Genomic DNA, 25070 nt, shown 5'->3' with positions numbered 1-25070 from the left:
TCTTCACAAAATATGATTCATCCCCAAACTTTGAGGAAAAAATTTGGATGAAATACATCAAGAATTAAATAAAGGTATTACAAACAGAGTAAAGATTCCTTTAATCGTGGTAGGTCGTACAGGTGCGTTGGCTTTCTTTCTGCCGCGAGGAAAGCCCCTGGCTTTGCGGGCTGGAGGTTCGGCAGAAAGTGCCCTTTTTTGCTTCGTTTTTTGGGCAAGCAAAAAATGAAGAAGCCTAGAGAAGAGGGATGATTAGGAAGTTGAGAAAAAATAAGGAAGAAAGACTTGCCGAAACAAAACTAGGACCTAAACTTTTCTCAAAAACATAGGCTCTGGTTTGTAAAATAAATATACTCCAATATTTGGGATGACTCACGTTTTCGTGTTTTGTAGAAAGATGGAACTGCTTGAGGATAGAACGAATCAAATAACACTACGAAAGACTTGGATTGGTGCCCTGACGGAGGCATGCTTTAAGCCTGTATCACCTGCACCACTGATCACCTTTCGGATTGTATTTGGCGCACTGCTGGCTTTTAGTACCATTCGATTTATATGGATGGGCTGGATAGATACACATTATAGTCAACCTGTTTTCCATTTCACCTATTATGGATTTGGATGGATACCCGTTTTTTCCGCTCCAGTTTTGTATGTAATTCATGTGTTGATGGTGATAAGTGCCATAGGAGTGATGCTAGGCTTTTATTATCGTTTATCCGCAGTGATGCTCTTTCTGACGTTTGTCTATACAGAACTCATAGATCTCACCTATTATCTTAATCATTATTACTTTGTCAGCCTGGTTTGTTTTTTGCTGATTTGGTTGCCTGCCAATCACTATTTTTCAATTGATCACTGGTTATCAAACAGAAAAGCAAAACTTTCGGGGATGCCTCTTGTACCAGCCTGGACAGTCGGTATTCTCAGGTTTCAACTGGTTATCGTGTATTTGTATGCAGGCTTAGCCAAAATTAACTATGATTGGTTGATTGACGCAATGCCACTGAAACTTTGGTTGCCTGTAAACGATACATTGCCTCTGATTGGACCTGTTTTTACATGGAAAATTACTGCTTATGCTTTTAGTTGGATAGGTATGCTGTATGATTGTGCTATACCTTTTTTATTGCTGAACAAGAGGACTCGTGTAGTTGGATATGGGCTTGTTATAGTGTTTCATGTATTTACCTGGATTTTATTTCCAATTGGAGTATTCCCTTGGGTGATGATAGGGGCTACATTGATTTTCTTTTCTGCTAACTGGCATCAGAAATTTTTGTCTATTGCTAGTACTGTTACACTGCCAATAGATACTTTAGGATCTGTAACAGATAGGAAAAGATATGTTACCCTTGTATCTGTAGTGCTTTTCTGCTTGTTTCAGATTGTCTTTCCCTGGCGGTATCTGCTGTATCCGGGTAATTTGTTCTGGACAGAAGAGGGTTTCCGTTTTTCCTGGCGGGTGATGTTAATGGAAAAATCAGGTGTGGCTACTTTCTATATAAAGGATATCCAAACAGGACGAGAAATAGAGGTGCAGAACCGAAACTATCTAAACGAGTTTCAGGAGCGACAGATGTCTGCACAGCCAGATTTTATACTACAGTTTGCTCATTTTCTTGCTAGCCAATATGAGCAGAAGGGGTTTAAACAGCCACAAGTCAGAGCAGAAGTCTATGTAACTCTCAATGGAAAGCCCAGTCGGTTATTAATTGATCCCCATACAGATCTCACAAAGATTCAGGATGGCTGGGGGGCCAAAAGCTGGATCTTACCAGATCAATAAAAACTATCCTTCGGTATAAATGTTATTTAAATTCTATGTATCAGAATTATCTACTTTGTTTATATGTCTTTACGTTTTCCTCTCTGTCTGATCGGTTTTATCTTGTCTCTTTGTAATGTCTATGCTCAGCTTGCTACACTTTCGGGACAGGTACAAACCTCGGATAGTAAGCCTGTTGCAGACGCTGTGGTAACCTTGAAAGGAACTAAATACTATGTCCGGACATCTGCAGACGGAGCTTTTGTGCTGAAAGATATCCCATATGGTTCCTATACCCTTGTTGCTTTTTCGTATGGAAAGGAATTACTTGAAAAACCTATTGTTGTCTCAATTCCGGAGCTAACAGTTGACTTTGTATTAGGGGATCTAAATAAAGAACTGGATGAAGTGGTCGTACAGTCCGAACGGGAAAGGACTTTTGGCATTACCAGAATGAAAGCTGTAGAGAACTTTGGGATTTATGAAGGAAAAAAGACAGAGGTGGTAGTCATGAAGGATATTACAGCTAACCTGGCAACCAACAACCCTCGTCAGATATTTGCCAGAGTGCCTAGCCTGAATATCTGGGAAATGGATAGAGCCGGACTCCAGTTAAGTATTGGAGCACGAGGACTTAACCCGAACCGAACAGCTAATTTTAATACCCGACAAAACGGCTATGATATTGCGGCTGAATCTATTGGCTATCCTGAAAGTTATTATACCCCTCCAATGGAAGCGCTGGAACGTATTGAGGTAGTACGAGGTGCTGCCTCCCTGCAATATGGACCACAGTTTGGAGGGATGGTAAATTTTGTCATGAAAAAGCCCGCAGCCAAACCTTTTGAGTTTGTTACTCGTCAGACAGTAGGTTCCTGGAAGTTTTTTAACTCATTCAACAGCATTTCGGGTACCTATAAAAAACTGGGATATTATGGTTTTTATCAGTACAAAGCAGGAGATGGCTGGCGGCCTAATGCCGATTTTACACAACATACGGCTTATCTTGCCTTACCACTACAGCTCTCTGATAAGTTAAAGATTACACCAGAGTATACGTATATGACCTACTTGGCACATCAGCCGGGAGGATTAACAGATACAGAATTTGAAGAAGATCCCCGCCAATCCAATCGGGCACGTAACTGGATGCGGGTAAACTGGAACCTGGTTGCATTGAGTGCAGAATACAAACTATCTGATCAGACACAACTCAACTGGCGTAACTTTCTCAACCTGTCCAGCCGTGATGCTATTGGTAATCTGGAACGTATTAATGTCTATGATGATCCTTCTTCCAACCGTACATTGATTGCCGATGAGTTTAAAAATGTGGGGTCTGAGTTGCGTATGTTGCATCAATATAGACTTGGTGGGCAACAAAATCATTTACTAGTAGGAGCCAGGTTTTACAGAAGTTATAACCTGAAGCAGCAGGGGGATGCCAATAATGCTTCTACACCGGATTTTTACTTTCTGAATCCGGATAACCTGGAAAACTCAGACTATACTTTCCATAATACCAATGTCGCTCTGTTTGCAGAGAATATTTTTACCATTACAGATAAATTCAGTATTACACCTGGCATTCGTTGGGAATCCATCAGTACAAACTATACCGGATATTATAAAAGAAGAGTGTTTGATACTGCGGGTAATTTGGTCTATGAAGAACGTAATGACGAAACCCGAAAAGTGCCACGTAATTTTGTGTTGTTGGGAATAGGGTTAAGTTATAAGAAAAACAACTTTACAGAATATTATGCCAACTTCTCTCAGAACTATCGTGCAGTGACTTTTGCAGATGTTCGTATAAACAACCCAAGTATTGTTGTTGACTCAACCATTAAAGATGAGAGAGGATATAATATAGATTTAGGAATTCGGGGCAGTCATGAAGACTGGTTTACTTATGATGTAAGTCTGTTTTACATGCGATATAATAACCGGATAGATCTGGTGCCACAATGGGATAGCACACTTTTAATTCAGAGACGTTTTCGGACAAACATAGGTACATCACGGCATATTGGGGCGGAGGTATTTGCTGAGGTAAATTTGTGGAGGTTTCTGAGTTCTTCCAGTATAGATAAACGATTGACAGTATTCGGCGCTATGACTCTGGCTGATGCACGATATGTAACGATCAGAGATGAAGTAGAACGAGAGATTTCTACTGAAGTTAAAAAAAATAATTTTGTCGCTTTTGCTCCTCAGCTAATTGGACGGGGAGGAATTACTTTTGGCTGGAAAAACTGGAAGGCAATCTATCAGGCATCTTACACGAGTCTACAGTATTCGGATGCTGCCAACAGTGATAGCAACCGGGAGGCAACAGCTACACTTGCTCCTATTTATAGCTATTATGTGATGGACTTGTCCTTATCCTATCGATATAAGTTTTTGGTGTTTGAAGGTAGTGTAAATAACCTGACCAATCATGCTTATTTTACCCGTCGGGCAGATAGTTATCCCGGACCCGGTATTATCCCTGCTGATGGGCGAAGCTTCTATCTGACCGTACAGGCCCGATTCTGATTATCGCTCAAGAGTATCGAAATACTGAAAGTTTAAAAAATCGACTGGAGTTCCGGTTGCTGGTAAGAGTAACCGGAACTCCAGTCAAACAGAATTTTGACCTAAACTCCGATCAAGCTCAAAAGTGAACAGAGTTCAGGTCAAAATAAAAATTGACCATTATTCGAATATTTCTGTAAAGTGATCGGTATTCCGGTCAAAAGCAGAAATGATCAGAATACTGGTCATTTTCTATTTTAGTCTGCAAACTTTTTTATCTGTCTTCCGTTGGAACGTTGAACAGAATTCGAATAATTTAAAAAAGTCGTTAGAGTTTTTCTGGTGGGGACCATAATACAAAATCTTCAATTTCATCATCTGTTAACTCGTCAACCAATTGCCAGTTGACAAAAGATGCAATGGGAATGAGTACATCCATTATTTTCTTAAAATCTTCCTTCTTGCCTTTGGTGCAAACAATATTTATCAGGTTTGTTTTATTGATATCCGTATCCCTATCTGACCAACTGGTAGGAGATTGGGCTCGTACTAGGAAAATTATGGTAAATGGAAATGATTCTATATTTCTGAATTCAAATTCTCCATACTGCATTAGCTGTGGTATGGATTGCAGAAAAGTTATAAGGCGAGCAGTACTTACTTCAGCACTTAATTGCTTATCATAGTAAATATTCAAATAATAATATCGATCCGACCACATAGTTTTTACATTGGTAGAGACTACTAAATAAAAATCCTCGAAAAAAGCATTGTGCTCTTTCGAGGATTTTTATTCACTTATTTATAGGATTAATAGCTTATTCCCACTCAGTATGGAAAATGCCTTCTCTGTCGAGACGTTCGTACGTATGTGAGCCAAAGAAGTCACGTTGCGCCTGAATCAGGTTAGATGGCAGACGTCCACTACGATACGCGTCGAAGTATGACAAACAAGCTGCCAGTGCAGGAACCGGGATGCCACTGGTAACACCATAACTAACTACCTGGCGGGTAGCAGCCTGAACAGCATTTACTTCTTTCGCTGTTGTTTCATCCAGTAACAGGTTAGCCAGATCAGGCGTTTTGCTGTATGCCTGACGGATATGTTCCAGTAATCCAGCCCGGATGATACAACCACCACGCCAGATACGGGCTACTGTTTCCAGTTCCAGACCATATTTGTATTCTTCAGAGGCAGTAGTCAATTGAGCTAGCCCTTGTGCATAGGTAATAATATAGGCAAAGTAAAGAGCTTGTTCAATCTGATCTACAATTGCTTTTTTGTCGCCACTGATAGCAGAGGTAGTACCATATAGTTTTTCTGCCTGTACCCGTTCTTCTTTCAGAGCTGACAACTCGCGCATGGTTACTGCCATATCGATAGTAGGTACAGGAGTGCCCAGATCCATCGCATTCTGAGACGTCCATTTTCCAGTACCTTTTTGTTTGGCGCGATCCAGAATCGCATCTACCAGTTTGCCAGATGCCAGCGTATCATCTGTAGTAAAGATGGATGCTGTAATTTCGATCAGGAAAGACTGCAGGCGTTGGGTATTCCAGCGAGCATATACTTCGTGTAATTCTTCGTTGGTAAGTCCCAGACCCCGTTTCATCAGATCGTAGGTTTCAGAGATCAACTGCATCAGACCATACTCAATCCCGTTGTGTACCATCTTTACATAGTTACCAGCCGAGCCAGAACCCAGATAGGCTACACAAGGATCTCCGTTTACTTTTGCAGATACGGCTTCCAGAATAGGTTGCACAATACCATACGCATCTTTAGGGCCACCCGGCATGATACTTGGACCGAAACGAGCACCTTTAGATCCGCCAGAAACACCAATACCCATAAAATGAATTCCTTTTTCACTCAGGTATTTTTCACGGCGGTTGGTATCTGTATAAAACGAGTTACCTCCATCAATGAGCAGATCGCCTTTATCCAGTAACGGAAGCAGGTCTTCAATTACTGCATCTACAGGGCCACCTGCAGGTACCAGCAGCATAATTGTTCTCGGACTTTTCAGGGATGATACAAATTCCTGTTTGGAGGTAGTTCCTTTTACAGGTTTGCCGGAACCTTCCTGATGCAGGGCGGTTGATTTGGCTGTATCAGTATCCAAGCCAATGGCTGAAAATCCATGATCGGCAACGTTTAAAATAAAGTTTCTACCCATCACGCCTAACCCTACCATTCCGAAGTCATACTGCTGTGACATATCTTAATTGAATAATTATGGATGAAAAAATAAAACAGTGTAATTAGAAAACATATGAACGGTTTATTGCCTCCTTTGATTCAACTTTACCTATTAATAAATATTCTTTTGGTTAAGTGCAAAAAGATAAGGTAGAGTCAAACCGAAAATCATTTCAATCCCCAGGTTGGTGTTATCACCAACCTGCATGAAGGAAAGCAACTCGTTGGTGATAACACCAACGACAGGCAGAAACCTCAAATTATTTTTCCAGTTGCTTGACCTTATTCAGTCGGCGTTCATGACGCTCTTCTCCTGAATAGGTTGCTTTCAAAAAAGCCTCTGTAATTTCCCAGGCAAGATTTTCTCCAACTACCCTTCCTCCAATACAGATCATATTCATATCATCATGTTCTACTCCCTGATGGGCTGAATATGTTTCGGTAATCAGTGCAGCGCGTATTCCTTTGACCTTATTGGCGGTAAAGCAGGCACCTACGCCACTACCACATAATACCACACCCTTGTCAACCTGTTTTGCCGCTACGGCCTGAGCCAGTGGAACAGTAAAATCAGGATAGTCATCGGCAGCATCGTACTTTGTAGCGCCAAAGTCAGTGACTTCGTATCCAAGAGACTGGATTTTTGCCTTCAATTTCTCTTTTAGTTCAAATCCACCGTGATCGGCAGCGATTCCTATTTTCATTTTACAAAAACTTTACAGATAAAAACTTTAGATATATAGGTGCAATAAAAAACATGTTTGTTACCTTAGCTGCACAATTAAACTATATAATGGTGTGTTTTAAAGGCAGTAACAACCCACAACATCTGTACTAAAACGCTCCACACCCCAAATCTAAGAAAATGAAACAGACAGACAATCACATTCTAGTCATTTTTGGAGCGTCTGGAGACTTAACCGAACGCAAACTGATTCCGGCTATTTATAATCTGTATTGCAGGTCATTTTTACCAGAGAAGTTTGCGGTATTGGGTGTCAGTCGCACCAAATTTACAGACGAAGAATATCGAAAAAAAGTTATTCTTGAAAACAAACACCTAAAGGACAATGGATCGGCAGACAAGCAAGCTGCTTTTTCTGAAAAGATTCATTACCATGCCATGGAGACCAGCGATCCGAATGCCTATGGCTCTCTCAAAGATCGTCTGACACAATTAGATATCTCCGGCAATTACATTTTTTACCTATCTACCCCACCTAGTTTGTATGAGGTAGTTTCCAGAAGTTTGTCTAATGTGGGGCTAAGCAATGAAGAGGATGGATGGAAACGTATTATCATCGAAAAGCCATTTGGGTATGATTTGAAAACGGCACTGGAGCTAAACAAGCAATTGTTATCTTACTTTGCAGAGCCACAAATTTATCGTATTGATCATTACCTGGGTAAAGAAACCGTTCAGAACCTGTTGATCACGCGTTTTGCCAACAGCATTTTTGAACCACTGTGGAATCGTAACTTTATTCATCACGTAGAAATTACGGCTGCTGAAACAGTAGGAGTAGAGAAGCGGGGTGGATATTACGATGGTTCAGGTGCTATGCGGGATATGATCCAAAACCACCTGTTGCAGTTAGCTGCTCTGGTAGCGATGGAACCTCCTGTACAGGCTACAGAGAGTGCCATACGTAACGAACGGATGAAATTATTCCAGTCTCTGCGTCCGTTGTCTCCTGAGGATATTGAGAAAAACGTAATACGGGGACAATATACCAGTGCCACTATTCATGGTGAAACCGTTCCCGGCTATCGGGAAGAAGAAGGCGTTTCGCCTGAATCCCGTACGGAGACCTATGTTGCCATGAAATTCTTTATTGACAACTGGCGTTGGTCGGGGGTACCATTTTATATCCGTACCGGTAAACGCATGCCTACACGGGTAACAGAGATCGTTATCCATTTCAATCCGACTCCGCACCACCTGTTTGTTAAAAATACAGGCGTGATGAACCAGGATAACATGCTCATTATTCGTATTCAGCCAGATGAGGGTATGCTGTTGAAGTTTGCCATGAAGATTCCGGGTGAAGGATTACGGGTAACAGATGTGGATATGGATTTCCATTACAAGGATCTGGCAGATACCTATATTCCGGAGGCTTACGAACGACTACTGCTTGACTGTATACAGGGCGATGCTACACTGTATGCCCGTGGAGATGCTGTTGAAGCCGCCTGGCAGTTTATCGATCCAATTCTGAAAGCATGGGAAACCAATCCGAATATCAAGATGTATGGATATCCGGCCGGAACCTGGGGACCTGAAAATGCTGATGATCTGGTAGAAGGCAAACACAAAAATATTACGTGGCGATATCCATGTAAAAACCTGTCTAATGACGGAATTTACTGTGAATTATAATTGTGTTATACAACATCTGGCTTTAGTAATGTCAGATGTTGTTGTTTCTGCTCCTGGTAATAATGACAACACAATCTCTTAATTGTGTGGTATAATTATTTTTAGTTGTAATTCCTATGATTTATAACCTGCCATTTTTAACCTGTGACTGATATGACGCCCAACATTCAGATTTACGATACTTCGGGAGAGCTTGTAGAAGCTTTATCACGCCAGATTGCCAGTCTGGCTAATCAGAAAGATACTTTTTATCTGGCTGTATCTGGTGGAAAAACCCCCGTATATCTATTCGATCATCTCGCAACCCACTACAAAGACTCTATTAACTGGCAAAAGGTGAAAATCTTTTGGGTGGATGAACGTTGTGTAGCGCCAACCCATGAAGAAAGTAACTTTCTGCTGGCACAAAAACATTTATTAGAGCCTTTGGCTATTCCCGAATCCAATATATTCCGGATGCATGGAGAGTTAGATGCCTATAATGAAGCTATCCGCTATGAACGCACTATCAGAGAGGTAGTACCTTCTGTAAATCAGGTTCCTCAGTTTGATCTGGTTTTACTGGGAATGGGTTCAGATGGACATACAGCTTCCCTGTTTCCTGACAGAATAGATCTTATAGACTCTGATAATCTGTGTACCATTGCCAAACATCCTCAGTCCGGTCAATTACGGGTTTCTTTTACGATGAAGCTGATTAATCATGCCAGTCATGTAGCCTTCCTGGTTACAGGTGCTGATAAGGCAACAAAGGTTGAAGAGATTCTGGGCGAGAAACCAGAAGCAGACATGTATCCGGCTGCCTATGTAAATCCACAAAGTGGTAATTTATACTGGTATCTGGATAAAGCTGCTGCTGATGACTGGGAAAAGAAAAATATCCTGGCCAAAGCAACCCGTGCTTAATGAAATACTCTAAAATCAGAAAAGATAGAAGGGCATGTTTTACTACATGTCCTTTTTTATTTTACAACTGTGTGGATAGTAGTTTATCTATGGTAAAATGTAGAGTCTATTAATCGATGTTCTAACGGAAAAACTCGGTTTTTTTGACATAAAGTTTTTATAAAAGGCAGTTTTTTCTCTTTGTTTTCTGCTGATATTTTCGGCTTTGAATGGCATGTAAGATTTTTATTATTTTTTTTCGGTTACATTTTTTTCTTCCAAAATAGCTCTTCAAAAAGAGGCACCGACTAAATCGGTACCTAAAAAAAGCCTGTAAAAATGAGTAAGAATTATTTTGTAAAGAACATGCAAAATAAAGTGTTCATAGAGAGGATTGTAGGGTAAAAATAGCAGAAGTGGTGGGGGGCTTGGTTTTTGGGGAAATAAAAAACCCTTTTTGTAGAGCAAAAAGGGTTTCCTAAACAAAATAAGTGTTAAACAGGTGTATGAATAATCTTTGTTATTCTAAATCTTAATACTACTCATGTAAGAAAAGGTAACCGAGATTTAGAAAAAAAAATGATTTTTTTTTCAAGTGCCCAATCAGACCTATAATTGAGCGTATGGACTTTTCTTCTTCATACATTTTGGCACGGCTGTTTTCAATAATCTGGACACTCCAATCAGATACTGTCTCTATACTGACACCTATCTTGAGTAAAGCTACTATTTCTAGATCCAGTCTATTTTCTTTCAGTCGAAAATGTACCTATATATTCCCATTCCATACCTAATGGTAAATGCTAAATGGCTTATATATGCAAGATCCTTTTTTGGGGGAGATAGTTGCAAGGAAGATTAGCATTTTAACTAATATTAACTATCGTTAACACTCCTTAACACTAGGAGGCTCCTTTAAGTTGAGTCAACAGTCGCTGAGCATCTGCATTTGCCTTGTCTAACTGGATGGCTTTTTCAAGATAACTCTTTGCAGAAGATTTGTTTTGATTTAGTAATACGGCTTTGGCGAGCAGATAATTTGTGTAAGACGATTCGGGATACTGTTTCAAAATTTTTTGACCCAGATCTATACTTTCTGCTGATTTTTGCAGATCTATCAGAATGCTAATGGCATTGTTCCAGTCTGCCAGTGTAAAGGTGGTTTCATCCAGCAGCAGTTTTATTTCGGGTGCATGACGCAGACAATAGAAGGCTGGAAGATTTTCTTTCCAATAAGGATTCTCTTTGATGGCTTTACTAATGATAGAGATAGCCTTCTTTTCATCATTAAGCAGGAGATAGGCTTTGGCTAGCTTGCCATACATACCATTCCATCCTTCAATCATTGGCTCAGCCTGGCTTAACAATAATTTACCTCTTGCAATATTTTTCATTCGTATGGCAAACATCGCCTGATTAAGCCGAATCCTCCCATAGTGATAGTTTAGTAATTTTTGGAGGTCTTCAAATGGCTGTACAGAATGATCCACTCGCAGGTCTATCTGATTAAACCATTCGTTTTTCTCTCCTTTCACAACCAAAGCAGCTGATTGCTTGCCATTGATCTGACCGCCTGCCTTTTGTCCTGCTATGAGGCTTTGCAGCAATCTTTCCGCTAATGTGCCTTGTGAAGTCCGGAATGTTTCTGCCATACTGGTAAGCACATTGTCTGCCAGTTGATTACCCATTACTACAAAGCTTTCACCTGTCAGGTGGCCTGCTTTGCCTTTCCAGTATTTTAAGGAAGAACCTGTCATTGCATACACGTGGCCTTTTCCATCAATACCTGCCACCTGTCTGTAATCGGCTAATGAGTCTGTCGAGGCAGTAGATACAATGGCTTGCTCAATGGTTTTTCCGTGTTGCAGCTGTTTAAAGCCATTGATGGCATACAACGGTTTGGTCTCTGCAATAACTGAAAACGCTCCCAAGCCAGGTTCTATATAGATAGTTGAGCTGCCTACATAAATATTGTTGGTAGCTACAGCAATACCCCATTCCTGAGTGGCTTTGTCATAGGCAATAATACTGAAAGTACTATTGATGTTTCGGTCTGTTACCAGACTAGGTAAGTTCTGAGACATGCAGAGTTGCACAATCCCACAAAAAAGCAGATGCAGAGCGATTTTTAGTTTCATTTTATATATCTTTTAGGAAATAGTCAAAAGAGTAAAAAGAAACCGGAGGGTTGCATACACTAAAAATAAGCTGGCCTGAGTGATGTTGATTCAGAAAGCTTTTTAACTTCCGCCTTTATTGAAGCCTACTGTATCTCTATATAATTGAGGTGATACATCTGTTTTGCCTTTAAAGAACCGACTGAAATAATATTCATCTTCATATCCAAGCTCATAGGCAATCTCTTTGATCGTTTTTCCTGTTAGATATAGTTCTCTTTTTGCTTCAATGATAATTCGTTCATTAATCAAGTCCGAAAGCGTTTTATTAAAATGGATTTTCGTAATTCGTGCCAGTGTAGTGGGTGTAACATTCAGCAGGGCTGCATAGTCACTTGCAGAATGCTTGATTCGAAAGTTTTCTTCAATTGCATCTCGTAAGCTTTGCACGATAAATACTTGTCTGCCATTAGCAGCATCATCTTCCTGAACAGGCTGCTGCTCAAGTTTTATTCTGGTGGCAAGGACTAAAAATATCTTCAGGTATGAAACAATGACCTCATCTCTTTGTATCCCTTCCACTTTTAATTCTTCGATAATCTCTCCTATAATATTGAGCAAGGTTTTTCTTGAGCTTTCCTGCAACTGGATAAATGGCTGCTGATAGATATTATTAAACAAAATACCATTGGTCGCTATCTCTTTATGATGTCTGTATATACAGAAGAAATCATGGTGAAATTGGATAGAAAAGCCTTTTAAGGGTGCCTTTGTACTTATCATGAATGGCTGATACGGATAAAAAGCAAACAGGGTATCAGCCCCAAATACATACTCACAAAAATCAACTTTGGCTATTCCGTCTCCGGAAGTAATAAGAATAAGCGTAAAATAATTATTTCGCTGGATATGATCAAAGTAACTGGTATTATCGAATTCAAAAATTTTAAACGACAAATTGCCATTCTGTTGATTAACCAGTGTATGAACAGACTGAGAGAGCATAATTCTTTACAATGGATTTGGCGTTTGTGTTAGCATAAATTGTCTGGTAAGTTCATTGCATTCTTCCTGGCATACACCTCCAATAATATTTGGTTTGATTCCCCACTTTGGTACTTGTTCGGTAGAGAGTATAGTAAATTGGGAAGTCAGTCCGCCAACAAGTGGTACAGATACTCCATAGACAATTTCAGGTATTTTGTAATGCCGTATTACATAAGAACACATGATGCAGGGTTCATGTGTTGTGTACATGCGTGCTAAAGGCAACTGGTCTGAGTAACCGTTTTTGATTGTGTCTTTTATGGCAAGTATTTCAGCGTGATTGGTAATATCACCAGTAGATTTTCCCGATTCAATTCCGGTACCCAGTACCTTTTGTTCAAACACGATTAGTGCTCCCACAGGTGGATTGCCTGCTGCCATAGCCGTTTTTGCAAGCTCCAGACATTGGTGCATATACTTTTCAAATTCTTCTTGCATAGTTTTATAATTCAATTTCAGGACTGTATCCTTATGAATTGAAAGGTGAGTATTCTAAAAACTCCCACTCTACCTGGTGGTGGTCAATGGTATGTATCCAACGAGATGTATGGAAGAGCCAATAACGGCATGTACCCTTGGTTTTAAGTAGATCCGTTTCTGTGTTTTGGCCAAAAAGCAGGCTTGCGCTACCTGTCAATTGTAATGTTTGTTTTCTCTCAAAATCTATAAAGAGTAAACCTACGTTTGGATTTGCCAGAATATTACCCAACGTATTAAATAAGCTATTGCCTGGATAATCCGGTATTTTCAACAGACCATCCGGAGTTAGTTCGATAAAGTTGGTATTACCCCCTCGATGGGAAGCATCCAGATTCCCAGCTGAATCTGCACTGGCTACAAAAAATGTGTCTGCATTAGTAATCCATTGTATTGTCTGGTCTGTCAATCCACTTCCTTCAACTACACTGGATGGCACTTTCTTAAAATGGTCGGGGGTGGAAATGATCCTGCGTTGTATGTACTTGGGACAATTGGGATAAGCCTGCTTTACACTTAGTTCAATTCGTGAATTGTTAATCTGGCTGGTTCCATTCACTCTGTATCGTTTTCGGGAATCCAGTTCGATGAATAAACTGCCAATCTGATTGTTTTGGGCTATGTTTGAAAAGAAAATATCTGACGGATTGCTGGTAATCTGTTCGGTATCAAAGACAATAGTGCCTGGGTCGGACACTTTTACAAAGCCAAAATTCCCGATTAATAGAGATGCCCATAGTTCATTCTCCTTATTTCTGCTACCAACTATTGCCATAGGTTGCTTCTCAATAAAATGAATAGCACCCCTTACTATCGAATTTGAAATGAGTGGTTTGTTCCTATCGGCTATCAGTGATTCACCCACTCTATTTTGGATTTCTCGTTCGCCCTGATGAAATATCTCTAGCATAAGATGAAAAGTAGACAATTGCCCCTTACAGCAAGTAAGGAGCAGTGATGGGTAAATTAATTAAAAAATAAGGACATTGAATCCATCCTTTTTCAGCTTGATAAAACTAGGCAAGCCGGTAGTTCCCGGTACCTGATTATCTTTTATAAGATCAAATCCTGATGGGTTTGCAGCAAACACTGTTGCACATCCACTGGAGATGCCTTCGATTTTGTCTTCTACCGCCAGATAGAGTGCATTCACAGGGTGTTCTGGTTTTTGTAGGTGTTCTGGCCATCGGGTTGCTGTACCTTGAAAAATAATTTTTACCTCTTCTCCTTCCGTTTTAAAGTCGTAAGCTGCTGCCAATGCATTAAATACACGTCCCAGCGCCTCTTCAGATTCACTCTTCGGATCAGAAAGAATCACGATTGCTGTTTCGTTCATAGGAATTGTTTTAGTATGTACAGCAAAGGTGGTTCAGGATTAGCTCACAGAGAATGGACAAATTATGCAATCTAATGGATAATTTTAAAAGTCAGATCATGATGAACAATCTGTTTTACTTTGTCAGACTTGTTATATCTTATTAAAAATCTTTCACTATGCATTCAATACACTATAAGTCTGATCTATACCAAATTTTGGGTGTGAGTTCATTCTTAGAAAATTTGAGAGTGGTCAGCTATAAAGCACAAAAGGTATCCAATTGTGTGAGGATACCTTTTGTGCTTAGTATATTCTTATCTATCCGGATTAATCAAGATTCCAGGTTACATTAAAACGCTTTGCTAATTCGCGCAAGCTATCCACTACGATAGGTAGAATCGGAATGCCATTCTGACGGCGTTCTGCTTCAAGTATTCTTTCAGGATCACCCGGAATAAGTACCCGGTCCTGCCCATCTACAGGCGTAGCTTTCCGGAACGCACGTATCCAGTTGTCCATATGTTGTTTAAACTCCTCTGCCGGACGGAATGCGTCAATACGCATAGCCCCCACAAAGTGTCCTGTACCTGCACCTACCAACTGTTCGGCAGAACTCATGAAGCCTGCTGTAGCAAATGGTGGTACCCATGGACCATAATTGGCTCCTGATAACACACCTGAAAATATATCTACCCAGGCTCCTAATCCGTATCCTTTGTGGCTACCATGTTCACGATCTCCACCCAATGGCAATAATGCCCCTCCGTTTTTTACTGCATGGGCATCAGTAACAGGTTCGCCGTTGCCATTTTGTACCCAGCCAGTAGGAGTAGGTAGGCTTTTACGTTGTAAGATCTCCAGTTTGCCATAGGCTGCTGTAGTTGTTGCCATATCGAGTACAAACGGAGGTTCCTCCAGTGCTGGAATCGCAACCGCAATAGGGTTAGTACCCAGAAGTTTATCTTTGGAGAATGTAGGGGCTACCAAAGGACCTGCATTGGTCATGGCAAAACCTATCATATTATGCGGCAAGGCTAACATACTATGGTATCCGGCAATCCCAAAATGGTTGGAATTGCGAATGGCTACCCAACCTGTACCCGCCTGTGTTGCTTTCTGAATAGCAATTTCCATAGCCTTTGGAGCTACAACCAGGCCTAAGCCTGCATCTCCATCCACTACAGCTGTACTAGGGGTTTCATGTACTATCTTAATAGATGGAGATGGATTCAGACGTTTCAGATCCATTAATCGTACATAGCCGTTGAGACGGGCTACTCCATGTGAGTCAATGCCACGCAGGTCAGCAGAAACAAGTACATTGGCTGCCTGTGTGGCATCGTCAGGAGAGCAACCCATTTGCAGAAATATATTCTGAACCAGTTCCTGAAGTAGAGAATGAGAATAGGTATGTTGTTCCATATGTTGCGAAAAAGATGCGCAAAAATGGAAGAAGATATGGAGAGATAAAAGCAATCACTCAAAAACGTTTCCACATAGGAATGAACAGTAAAGCTAAGCTACTATAGTAAAGGGTAATTATAGGAAATTACTTTTTTAACAATAGTGCTTTGGCAAAGGAAAGTTGCACATCGTTTCCCAAAAGAATATCTTGTACTGTAGGATGAATTGTATAATCCGGTAATGTGCCTCTGCCTTTGAGTTTCGGTGTGGTTGCTAGGTCATATTGAACAAGTCCAAATGTAACAGGGATCTGTGTATTGGGTAATAGAAGTTCTGTTAGTACTCCAGATGTATTGCCATCAACACCTCCGCCTGTTTCTTCACCTATAAACTTGCCTCTGTTATGGCTTTTTGCAATGGCACAAAACTCAGCTGTAGTGGAAAATGATTGGCCATTTATCAGAAAGACAACTTGGCCTGTGTACTTATTGGGATTGGGAGATACGGGACTCAGATTCGTATGAGCTTCTTTTTTCAACCGAAATCTTTTGGTAGTCACTTTCTCCAGCATTTCATGTGTAAGACCATTGAAAGATGTAAAACTACGTGCAAACTTTTCAAAAGGAAGTGAGTCTGTACTGGTTTCTAGCTGCTTGTAATAGGGGATCTTTTTACTAGTCAAGTAAGAATAGAGTAGAGAACCATACAGATCTCTACCACCTCCATTGTCCCGTAAGTCAATAATTAGTTTTTTAATCTGACGTTGATTAATCTGTTCAAAAGAAGATCGGAGAAAATCTTCAAAATTTTCGTTTGCTTCCTCAAGTTCTAAGCGGGAAAACGTTTTGATGGTTATTAAAGCAATTTGGTTGGTGTCGATAGAAAGACTTAACAGTTTCTGAGGCTCTGCCTGAATGGGTAGCTGTGGGATATCTTTTTCAAAAACAGCTTCCAATGTAATACTTTGTTGTTTGCCGGATTTGGACTGATACGTGATTTCAAATCGGGAATGCTCCCCATAGGCCAGCAAGTAATAGAAATGGAAAACGTTGTTGAGTATATGGTATTTTTTTGTTTCAATTGATCCATCAGATACAATAAACCCGAATAAATTCTTCTGTATCTGACCAATAGGACGCTTATCAATCGCAATGATTTCAGCTCCGGCAGGTAGAGTAGGATTATCGGACTTAAGTATAAACGCATGATTGTTAGTGAAATACAATCGAATAGGAAAAAACTTTGCTTGATTGTGGATATACTCTTTTAAATCAGGAGACAAGCCAGATGATAAGTGCCCATCTTTTATGGTACTCAAATAGAGCTTTATCAGTCTGTAGAACTCTATATTGGTAGTGGTCTTCTGTATAGAGTTGTAACAACTGTCAAAAAGAGAGGTTAATGTTTTTTTATCTGCATATCGATAGAGAGACGGATATTTTTGTTCAAGTGTAGTTCTCAGTAGCTGAAAGTCCTTCTGTAATATATTCTTATGGTTGCTTGGAGTCTGACTAAGAAGTAAAAGTGGAAAGCTATAAAGCAGGATAAAAATAACAGTACTTTTCATATAACGTTTAAGTACGAATGCATTATTCTGGTGACAAATATGTCAAGTGGATATACATAGTTAGACAGGTTATGTGTAAAAACAAAATAGGAGTACTTATCTTCAGCATATAATTCTGAAGATAAGTGATGGTTTTACATTCGCTGGCCGCCGATAGTAAGTCCGCCGTCAACCAGAATGCTTTCTCCGGTTACGAAGGAGGCAGAAGGGCTGCTTAGCCAGACTACTAGTTCTGCTACTTCAGTAGCTGTTCCGAATCGTTGTACAGGTGCTTGTTTTTTGATGGGTTGGGCTTCAGCACTATCCGGATCAAAAAATCGGGAGAACATAGGTGTGAGAATATATCCGGGATTAATGTTGTTAACCCGAATATTGTAAGGACCTGTTTCAACGGCTAATACACGTACCAACCCATCCAGAGCGGCTTTGCTGGCTGAGTAGATGCCTGATCCTGAAAATGCTCCCTTGGAAAGCCATGAGGATGTATTAACAATAACGCCTCCCGTATTCTGTTTTTTGAATTGTTCAATCTCATATTTACAGGCAAGCCAGACACCTTTCAGATTGATATTCATCAGTGTGTCATATTCATCTTCTGTTACATCTTCAATTAGAGCAAAGCGACCTTCAATGCCCGCATTGTTGAAGGCAATGTCCAATTGTCCGTATAGCCGGACTGTTTCCTGAATAAGCTGCTGCACACTATCCTTGTGGGAAACATCTGTTTGAATAAAATGAATGAATGGACTAATCTGTTGAAGTTGTTCTACTGCTTTCTGACCTTCTTCCTTTCTGCGTCCTGCAATGACTACTTTGGCTCCATGTTTTAGAAATAATTCAGCAGTAGCATAACCTATTCCAGTAGTCCCTCCGGTAATTACAACTACTTTGTTTGTAAGATCTTTTTCGTTTGGTGTCATAGTTTTTTAACGTTTACTTATGACACAAAAGTAAAGAGGAGAAGGGTGGTGAAGTTATGCTAATCAAACAGGAAGTTATGAGATAGCGACAACCTGCTGTTGACGAAACTGATTAGGGGTTTGATGAGTATGCTTCTTGAAGAATAGTATAAAATTGGATGAATGTTCAAAACCCAAACAATAGCCAATCTGGGCAATATCCCAACTACTGTGTAACAATAAGGCCTTCGATTCTTTGATAAGACTATCTGTAATCCACTCAGTGGTTGTTTTGCCTGTTGTTTCTTTCAGTGCTCTATTCAGATGATTGGTATGGATAGAAAGCTGATCTGCAAATTCGTTGGCATTCTTTAACCGAATCGTATGATGAATCGATTCTATTGGAAATTGCCGTTCCAGTAATTCCAGAAACAAAGAACTTATTCGCCTGGCTGCATTTCCCTGATGTATTTGTGATTCGGCAGGGTGTATTTTCAATGCTTCGTGCATAATAATCTGCACATAGCTACGTAACAGATCATATTTATTAACATAGGCAGATTGCATTTCTGTGTGCATGCTGGAAAAAATATTTTCCAGAAATTGCATACTCTGTGTATTGGGTAGCAATACAGGGTTGCAGTCTATCTTAAACAGAGGTGATTGTGAAAGACTTTCTATTTTCAGATGACTGGTGATAAACTCTTCTGTGAATACACAAAAGTATCCCGTTTGATCTTCTGTGAGTGGCTCCCATGCATAAGGCGTAAATGGATTAAGAAACGTAATCGCATTTCCATGTATATGGATAGATTTATCTGCATAAGAAAAGAGTCCTTCACCATTGGTTACCAGTGATATCTTGTAAAAGTCGCGCCGGATAGGAGATAAGGAAGTAGTTTGACAGGCAAATTCTTCACGTTTATACACATTAAACTGCCCAATACCTGTATAATCCTGATGATGCTGGTAGTAAAAATCCTGTATTGTTTCCTTTGCTTTCATTCTGTAAAGTTATGAAATTCAAATAAACAAAACATACTCGGAGTTTTAATGATCTACTTTGATAAACAGGGAGAAATGGATTATAATCAACATAAAAAAAGCCCTTGAATAACTATATTCAAGGGCTTGACAGCGTAAAAATGTTGTTATTTTTTATTTCCAATTACTTCAGCTGCAGGTTTTGGACCTGGCAGGATGCCTGCAACATTCATACGAATACGATAAATCCCTGTGCGTGCTGTAACATAGAGTGTTTTACCATCTGCATCACCCCAGGCGCAATTGGAGGGCATTTCCGGAAATAAAATACCTCCCAGATGTTCTCCTTCGGGCGATAATACCCATATCCCGTCTGGACCTGTCGCATATACATTTCCCTTTGAATCTACTTTCAATCCATCCGGATTGCCTTTCACAGTATAATTTGTAGCATCAAAAAAAATAAATCCTTTTTTAAAACTTCCTTCCTGGGTCACATCATATGTTGCCCATACCTCACGGCCACTATCTAGATTGCCTATATAAATATAGCTTTCGTCTGGAGAGAAGGCAATCCCGTTCGGACGATACATGCCCTTTTCTTCCAACGTTACAACTCCGTTTTTTATACGATAAATGCCATTGTATGGAAGTTGTTTAGCCGTATCTTCATCCGCTTTAGGTAGTCCATAAGGAGGATCTGTAAAATAGATTGTTCCATCAGAGCGAACAATCACATCGTTGGGGCTATTAAATTTTTTGCCTTTATACGTTGCTGCAAGTACTGTACGGGTACCATCCTTTTCAATACGGGAAATACAGCGTGTCTGTTCCTCACATACAATTAACCTTCCTTCCATATCAAAAGTTAGTCCGTTGGCACGATTGGTTGAGTCTCTGAAAACAGAAACCTGTCCATTCTGCCATTTGTAAATTAAACTTTTAGGAATGTCAGTGAATAGCAGATAATTTCCTTCTGTTGACCAGAGTGGACCTTCTGTAAAGGTAAATCCATCTGCTATTTTCTCAATTTTGGCATCTGCCGAAACCAGTTCATCCAGACGTGGATCTATACGTACTACTTTACCAGTTTGAGGGTTTTGTGCCAATGTCATTGACATTCCCCAAATAATACAGAATAAGGTTTTAAGCGTTTTTCGCATGGTATCTGTTTAAAAGATAGAATTAAAATCCTTTTTCTGTATTTGTAGTTGTAATGTATTGAAAGTGAACAGTTTATTTTTTATTACTAATCGCCTCCATACTAGTTTTGTATTTTTTCTCAAAATCTGCTGCTAATTGCTGGATCTCCGGAACAGATAATTCTTTACTGGCTATCGCAATCCGGTAACGGAATGTCACACTCTGACCGGCAGGGAGTATATAGTTTAATTCTTCTTTTCCATTTGTAAAGGCTTTTACCCCTAATGGATTTGCAGCATACAATCCATACCCACGTGCATGCCAGTAAGTAGGATATCCTACATTTTCAGAATGATCAATCATTACCAGTGAAACATTCTCATCACCAATTTTTCCTGTCAGATCCATCCAGATAGCTCGCTTACCCCAAACATCTTCACCTTCTACTCCTTCGCTATTGCGATAATGACCTGTTACACCTGTATTGTCAAGCATAGGTACAGCTGTTGCCTGACCACTTGCATCTGTAAATACTTCCGGTTTGTTGGATGGATGTTCCAGTTGTCGGGCTAGCCGAATGGCAATCATTCCCTCTTTGTTGTCTTTGAATGAGATGTCATTGTCAAGAGCTGTTAACGTTGTAATCCGGTCAATCAGTCTCAATGTAGTATCACCGAAAAAAGTAAAGGCAGTCTTTTCTTTTAGCAATGTAGCATTGTCTTTATCCAGCCAGTCAGCTGTAACGATAAGCTGAGCCTGTTTCTTCCCACTTTTCATTTGCAGGATGCCTGTATGTACAATCGTGCCAAATGGTCCTTTGTGTTCCGGGCCTACAGATGTGGAGTTATTCCAGAAGTCATGCTCATTTACATCTCCATAATTGAACCACAGACCCACATGATGAGGGTGGTCTACTCGCTCTCCTGAACGAGGTTCCAGCGGATATCCACGTGTGATCGGAGCCCCTTTTGATGTAAGTATTGGAAATAAAACCGGCTTTTTGCACCCTTGGAGTTCTGTGACACCGAACAAATATTGAGTAAACAGTTGATTATTTACCTTCACCACTACTTTTCCATTCTCCTGTGTAAGGGTTACTTGATTGGCCTGAGAACGGCCTTTACGCTGCGCAGAAGCACTATTTTGCATGCAGAAGGCACTCCAGAATGCTAGTAACAGCAGACTTTTCATACCCATTGCAGAGCAATTTTGTAAGTTTTTCATATTTTATCGTTTACCTTATGTAAGAAATATGGAATTAATGTAAAAAGCAACGGATTAAAAATATAATAAAAGTCATATATAGGCTTTGTAAAATAATAAAAAAGTACGACTTTTAATAAGTGTTTTTTTAAATCCGCTGGCAATCAAATAAATAGGTGTGTAGAAAAAATAATTCTCTTTCTCTCAAAATCCTTACATGCGCCATGCAAGTTTTAAATAAATTCTTCTTTCTTGTGATTTTTCTGTCTGGTGTTCTTTCTGCACAGGCTCAATTGAAGATCGATACTTCTTATACTGTAGAAGATATGGTCAATAAGATCCTGATGGGGAATGGTGTGAAGGTAGGAAACATTCGTATGAAGGGAAGTAAGCTGGGTGTAGGTTACTTTCACGTAAACTCAGACGTGATCGGAATGCGAAACGGAATTTTGCTCTCAACCGGTAAAGTACACGATGCAATTGGCCCAAATAACGTTCCAGGCCGTTCTGGAATCATCTCTACCCCTCAGACTTTAAAAAACAAAGACATTGGTGATGTGGATTTAAATCGTCTTTGCGGTGGTAGAACACAAGATGTAATGGTAATAGAGTTTGACTTTATCCCTGTTCACAATAAAATATCTTTCCGTTATTGCTTTGGTTCGGAAGAATACAAGGAATATGTAGGATCACGTTTCAATGATGTATTTGGTTTCTTTATTGATGGACCTGGATTGCCTAAAAGAAATCTGGCTGTGATTCCTGGAACGGATGAGTCTGTGGCCGTTAATAATATCAACCATAAGAAATACCGTAAGATCTACCTGAATAACGATTATTTCGTTGATGTAAAAAATACAGATCTGGCTGCTTTGTCCGGACAACAATCAGGTTTGAAAAAGTTAACCAGTACAGTTTTTCAAAATGCAAAAGTGTCATTGAATGATGATGCTGTATTGATTGATGAAAAAGAAAGAAGTCGTATAGATCACGAACTACTTACAAACTTTCAATATGATGGCTTTACACATGTATTAACAGCAGAGTGCCAGGTAATTCCTCATAAAAAATATCATTTGAAGCTGGCAATCGGAGATGTAGGTGATTATGCACTTGACTCAGGTGTGTTTCTGGAAGCTGGTTCTTTCTCCAGTGAAGATGATCCTCGTCTGCCTAACTTTCATGCATCTGCTCCTGGTACTACAGATGTGATTCCTGTTACAGGTGTTGATCAGGATGCAGTAGCTACCATCTCAGGTAATAAAAAAGATATGGTGAGTGATGTTGCACCTAAGAACATTGATGTGTTTAAAACTACCAATGTATACTTTGCTACAGACTCATATAGTGTACCTGATAGTTCTAAGGATGAATTGGACAAACTGGCAGCATATCTGTTGAAGAATAAAACACTGGTATGTCAATTGTATGGTCATACAGATAGTATGGGTAGTAAAGAACATAATCAGCAATTGTCTGAAGACCGGGCTGTAGCTGTTATTAAATATCTCATCTCTCAAGGGATTACTAAAAGTCGTCTATCCTATACCGGATATAATTTTGAAGAGCCGGTTGGGAATAATGAAAAAGAAGTAGGACGTCGGTATAATCGTCGTGTAGAGATTACTGTGATAGATTCTGTTATGCAGGCTTCACGTCAGTAAAGGTTAGATAAACGTAAACCTACAAACCACTTATAACCTATAACCACTTACACCATAATTTCTTTAAAAAGAAAAAATCCCTGTTTGTAAAAGCAGGGATTTTGTTTTTATAGAAGATTGTAAAACAGAAAAGATATTAACTCGTAATAATTTCCTGTTTCTGAGCATCAAAAGTGACACGTTTGCCTGTATGCAATGCCATTGTAGCCATGATATTTGCAACAGAATGATTATATCCTGCTTTTACAGATGCATTAGGTTGCTTGCGACTTCGTACACATTCCAGCCAGTTGCGCATATGCAGAGATGTCATTGGATCACCTCCTGTATTGGCTCCGGTTTCCATCTTTATATCCGAACGCAAGGAGGTTTCTGCCAGTAAGTTAGGTTGCATGTTCATTGCTTTGGCATATTCAGCTTTTAAACCACCTTCCGGAGAAATTTTATTGGTATCCAGATTGATCATTCCTCCATTAGAGAAATAATATTCTTTCACGCCACCTGCTTCATTATGCATACGGGAAGAATACAATACCTGAAAACCTTTGGTTGGATCATTGTCCGGACCGTAATCAAATACAGCAGTGAATGTATCAGCATTCATACGGCCATCTTTCCACACGTAAATGCCTCCATTGGCCACTACACTTCTTGGATGATCATAACCAGAGAACCAGTGTACGGTATCTATCTGATGGCTCATCCACTGTCCCGGTATACCTGAAGAATACGGATAGAACAAGCGATACTCCAGATAATAACGAGGATTCCATTCTACTTTAGGACGGTTGAGAAGAAAACGATCCCAGTCTATATCTTCTTTTTTTATCTCAGCTACAAGCTGAGCACGGCGCCAGCGACCCGGCTGGTTTACATTCCATGTCATTTCAACCATACTAATATCGCCGAACTTGCCGGATTTGATATAGTCATTGGCTGCCCAGTAATTTGGTGCACTACGGCGTTGAGAACCAATCTGAACGATTTTACCTGTTTCCTCCACTGCTTTGAGGGCTGCTTTTGCATCATCCAGAGATTCTGCAAAGGGCTTCTCTACATAGGCATCGCGGCCTGACCGTACAGCTTCCACACAGTGTAGTGCATGCTGAAAGTCGGCAGTACTGATAATAACAGCATCTACATCTTTACGCGCATACAATTCATCATTGTTGCGAACTTTGAAAAACTTCTTGTTTACATTGGGTTTGTCCTTTAGGTGAGCTTCACATTCATCCCGACGGCGATTCCAGAGATCGGATACCCCAACAAGTTCAAAATTAAGTTCTTTGGCATGATTCATAAATGCAGGCAACAGTGACTGACGGAATCGATCCGAAAAGCCAACAATGCCTACCCGTACTCTGTCATTTGAGCCAATGATACGTGCATAACTGGATGCACTCATACTCATGGCTAATCCGGCTGTTCCCAGAGCGGTCTTCTTTAGAAAATCACGGCGGGAGGTTTGATGATTGTTTTCCATGGAAATAC

20 protein-coding genes are annotated in these 25070 nt (G+C 40.0%); 5 read left to right on the top strand and 15 right to left on the bottom strand.

Annotated elements, in window-relative coordinates; all coding sequences use genetic code 11:
* Positions 1-367 precede the first annotated feature (367 nt).
* Both QNI22_RS32105 and QNI22_RS32100 read left to right on the top strand, forming a co-directional pair.
* Positions 368-1789 carry an HTTM domain-containing protein gene (locus QNI22_RS32105; RefSeq protein WP_314517362.1) on the top strand — a complete coding sequence of 474 codons (1422 nt, stop codon included), beginning with the start codon at positions 368-370 and terminating at the stop codon, positions 1787-1789.
* A 63-nt stretch (positions 1790-1852) separates the two neighbouring features.
* On the top strand, positions 1853-4306 hold the full coding sequence (locus tag QNI22_RS32100) for a TonB-dependent receptor domain-containing protein (protein ID WP_314517361.1): 2454 nt from the start codon (positions 1853-1855) through the stop codon (positions 4304-4306).
* 307 nt (positions 4307-4613) lie between these two features.
* On the opposite strand, the gene QNI22_RS32095 is transcribed toward QNI22_RS32100, so the two are convergent.
* The 3 genes from QNI22_RS32095 to QNI22_RS32085 all read right to left on the bottom strand — a co-directional run bounded on the left by QNI22_RS32095 (position 4614) and on the right by QNI22_RS32085 (position 7192).
* Positions 4614-5006 (bottom strand): hypothetical protein, encoded by a 393-nt coding sequence (locus QNI22_RS32095; protein WP_314517360.1) that lies wholly within the window; start codon positions 5004-5006, stop codon positions 4614-4616.
* Between the two features lie 97 nt (positions 5007-5103).
* Positions 5104-6507, bottom strand: coding sequence for an NADP-dependent phosphogluconate dehydrogenase (gene gndA, locus QNI22_RS32090; protein WP_314001975.1), 1404 nt, complete (start codon positions 6505-6507; stop codon positions 5104-5106).
* A gap of 241 nt (positions 6508-6748) precedes the next feature.
* Positions 6749-7192, bottom strand: coding sequence for an RpiB/LacA/LacB family sugar-phosphate isomerase (locus QNI22_RS32085; RefSeq protein ID WP_313983772.1), 444 nt, complete (start codon positions 7190-7192; stop codon positions 6749-6751).
* Between the two features lie 161 nt (positions 7193-7353).
* Between QNI22_RS32085 and zwf the strand changes: the two genes are divergently transcribed.
* Positions 7354-8871 (top strand): glucose-6-phosphate dehydrogenase, encoded by a 1518-nt coding sequence (zwf, locus tag QNI22_RS32080; RefSeq protein WP_313983774.1) that lies wholly within the window; start codon positions 7354-7356, stop codon positions 8869-8871.
* Positions 8872-9024: 153 nt separating this feature from the next.
* Positions 9025-9777 carry a 6-phosphogluconolactonase gene (pgl, locus tag QNI22_RS32075; RefSeq protein ID WP_314517358.1) on the top strand — a complete coding sequence of 251 codons (753 nt, stop codon included), beginning with the start codon at positions 9025-9027 and terminating at the stop codon, positions 9775-9777.
* Positions 9778-10658: 881 nt separating this feature from the next.
* On the opposite strand, the gene QNI22_RS32070 is transcribed toward pgl, so the two are convergent.
* From QNI22_RS32070 to QNI22_RS32020, 11 genes are all read right to left on the bottom strand, one after another.
* Complete coding sequence (locus QNI22_RS32070; RefSeq protein ID WP_314517357.1) at positions 10659-11894, bottom strand: DUF1028 domain-containing protein; 1236 nt, start codon at positions 11892-11894, stop codon at positions 10659-10661.
* Between the two features lie 102 nt (positions 11895-11996).
* Entirely contained in the window at positions 11997-12878 is an 882-nt protein-coding gene (locus QNI22_RS32065; protein WP_314517355.1) for a helix-turn-helix domain-containing protein, read from the bottom strand.
* A gap of 6 nt (positions 12879-12884) precedes the next feature.
* Positions 12885-13358 carry a nucleoside deaminase gene (locus QNI22_RS32060; protein ID WP_314517352.1) on the bottom strand — a complete coding sequence of 158 codons (474 nt, stop codon included), beginning with the start codon at positions 13356-13358 and terminating at the stop codon, positions 12885-12887.
* Positions 13359-13389: 31 nt separating this feature from the next.
* Positions 13390-14307 carry a pyridoxamine 5'-phosphate oxidase family protein gene (locus QNI22_RS32055; RefSeq protein WP_314517348.1) on the bottom strand — a complete coding sequence of 306 codons (918 nt, stop codon included), beginning with the start codon at positions 14305-14307 and terminating at the stop codon, positions 13390-13392.
* A gap of 60 nt (positions 14308-14367) precedes the next feature.
* On the bottom strand, positions 14368-14733 hold the full coding sequence (locus QNI22_RS32050; RefSeq protein WP_314517347.1) for a hypothetical protein: 366 nt from the start codon (positions 14731-14733) through the stop codon (positions 14368-14370).
* A 309-nt stretch (positions 14734-15042) separates the two neighbouring features.
* Complete coding sequence (locus QNI22_RS32045) at positions 15043-16137, bottom strand: Ldh family oxidoreductase (protein ID WP_314517345.1); 1095 nt, start codon at positions 16135-16137, stop codon at positions 15043-15045.
* Between the two features lie 127 nt (positions 16138-16264).
* Entirely contained in the window at positions 16265-17686 is a 1422-nt protein-coding gene (locus QNI22_RS32040; RefSeq protein ID WP_314517343.1) for a S41 family peptidase, read from the bottom strand.
* 134 nt (positions 17687-17820) lie between these two features.
* Positions 17821-18606, bottom strand: a complete 786-nt coding sequence (locus QNI22_RS32035; RefSeq protein WP_314517342.1) for an SDR family NAD(P)-dependent oxidoreductase — start codon at positions 18604-18606, stop codon at positions 17821-17823.
* 75 nt (positions 18607-18681) lie between these two features.
* Entirely contained in the window at positions 18682-19590 is a 909-nt protein-coding gene (locus tag QNI22_RS32030; protein WP_314517341.1) for a helix-turn-helix domain-containing protein, read from the bottom strand.
* Between the two features lie 146 nt (positions 19591-19736).
* Positions 19737-20732, bottom strand: a complete 996-nt coding sequence (locus QNI22_RS32025) for an SMP-30/gluconolactonase/LRE family protein (RefSeq protein ID WP_314517339.1) — start codon at positions 20730-20732, stop codon at positions 19737-19739.
* Between the two features lie 73 nt (positions 20733-20805).
* Complete coding sequence (locus tag QNI22_RS32020; protein ID WP_419836258.1) at positions 20806-21861, bottom strand: DUF6807 domain-containing protein; 1056 nt, start codon at positions 21859-21861, stop codon at positions 20806-20808.
* Between the two features lie 278 nt (positions 21862-22139).
* Between QNI22_RS32020 and QNI22_RS32015 the strand changes: the two genes are divergently transcribed.
* On the top strand, positions 22140-23579 hold the full coding sequence (locus tag QNI22_RS32015) for a choice-of-anchor L domain-containing protein (protein ID WP_314517335.1): 1440 nt from the start codon (positions 22140-22142) through the stop codon (positions 23577-23579).
* Positions 23580-23715: 136 nt separating this feature from the next.
* Here the strand turns inward: QNI22_RS32015 and QNI22_RS32010 are convergent, their stop codons facing one another.
* On the bottom strand, positions 23716-25062 hold the full coding sequence (locus QNI22_RS32010) for a Gfo/Idh/MocA family oxidoreductase (RefSeq protein ID WP_314517719.1): 1347 nt from the start codon (positions 25060-25062) through the stop codon (positions 23716-23718).
* Between the last annotated feature and the right edge of the window lie 8 nt (positions 25063-25070).

Source organism: Xanthocytophaga agilis (genome assembly GCF_030068605.1).
Taxonomy (GTDB): Bacteria; Bacteroidota; Bacteroidia; order Cytophagales; family 172606-1; genus Xanthocytophaga; species Xanthocytophaga agilis.
This window is presented reverse-complemented; position numbering and strand designations above follow the sequence as displayed.